Raw genomic sequence first — 1,331 nt, 5'->3', positions numbered from 1 at the left:
CCACATGCCCATCTGTGGACGCCCCGGTGGATGCAAGAAGAATCTTTCGATCAGGTGTTGCGCGTAGTCGGGTGCTGACATCTGTCCGGCCTTTATTGCGACCGTCATATGTCGCGGGCCCGTATGGGAGTTCGCGGATCAGGTCCAAATCACAGCGGCGTACTTGGAAGCACCTGGGCATGTACTGGTTTTCCTGACCCCGTCTCATCGACTGTTGCGCCGTACCTTCCGTTTGACCTTCCTACCTCCTCGACGACCTCTGGTCGGGCGGATTAAGCTATTAAGCCGCTGCGACCGGAGCTTTGTAGACCCCACCGTTGACCATCAAAGCCCAAACGGTACGGGCCATCTTGTTGGCAAGAGCCACCGCGACAAGCATGGGCGGCTTACGAGCGAGCATGCGCTCCAGCCATCTCCCTTGCGATGCACCGCGTCGGCGAGCCAGCTTCACCACCGCACTCGCCCCGATGATGAGGAGACGCCGTAGTGTTCGCTCACCCATTTTCGATATTTGGCCGAGCTTCTGTTTTCCACCAGTGGAACGTTGCAGCGGCGTCAACCCCAACCACGCGGCGAAATCCCGGCCACGTTTGAAGTTTTCAGGGTCAGGCGCTAGCGCCATCAGAGCTGTCGCCGTGATTGGGCCGATGCCAGGAACCGTCATAAGCCGCCGGGCAACTTCCTCTTCTCGGGCTCGTCGCGCGATCTCAATATCGAGGTGCTTGATTTGCTCTTCCAGCACCCCCAGCATCTTGACAAGGATATCGAGCGCCGGGTGCGCCGCCGTTGGCACGCTGCTCCCGGAAGCTTGCGCGTGCTCAACCAGCGCGGCGACATTGGACGTTCCCTTTGCAACGACCAGGCCGTATTCGGCGAGGTGACCTCGCAACGCGTTTATGATCTGAGTACGTTGCCGGACCAAAAGATCGCGAGCGCGAAACACGACCGCGCTCGCCTGCTGGTCCTCACTCTTCACGGCGGCAAAGCGCATGGTGGGGCGTTGGGCCGCTTCGCAAATCGCTTCTGCATCGGCCATATCGTTTTTCTGACGCTTAACAAACGGCTTTACATAGGACGGTGGAATCAGACGCACGGTGTGACCCAGCTTGCCAAGCTCACGAGCCCAGTAATGAGAGCTGGCGCAGGCTTCCATCGCTACCAGGCACGCAGGCTGCTGGGCAAAGAAACCCAGCACTTTGTCACGACGCAGCTGTTTGCGGAAAACAACACCGCCGCTAGCGTCTGCGCCATGTGCCTGAAAAACATGTTTCGCCAAGTCTAGTCCAATCGTGCTAACTTCGTTCATGGACGCTTCCTCATTTGTGACGGTT

General features: G+C 58.7%; 1 protein-coding gene. It reads right to left on the bottom strand.

The window, feature by feature from the left end; translation table 11 throughout:
• Positions 1-280: 280 nt before the first annotated feature.
• A complete protein-coding gene (locus D6B98_RS39570) occupies positions 281-1,306 on the bottom strand; it encodes an IS110 family RNA-guided transposase (RefSeq protein ID WP_126262251.1) in 1,026 nt (341 codons plus the stop codon).
• Positions 1,307-1,331 lie beyond the last annotated feature (25 nt).

Origin of the sequence: Bradyrhizobium sp. LVM 105 (assembly GCF_003957705.1) — a bacterium.
GTDB classification, from domain to species: Bacteria; Pseudomonadota; Alphaproteobacteria; order Rhizobiales; family Xanthobacteraceae; genus Bradyrhizobium; species Bradyrhizobium frederickii.
The sequence above is the reverse complement of the archived record's forward strand: the minus strand, read 5'-3'. Positions and strand labels throughout refer to the sequence as shown.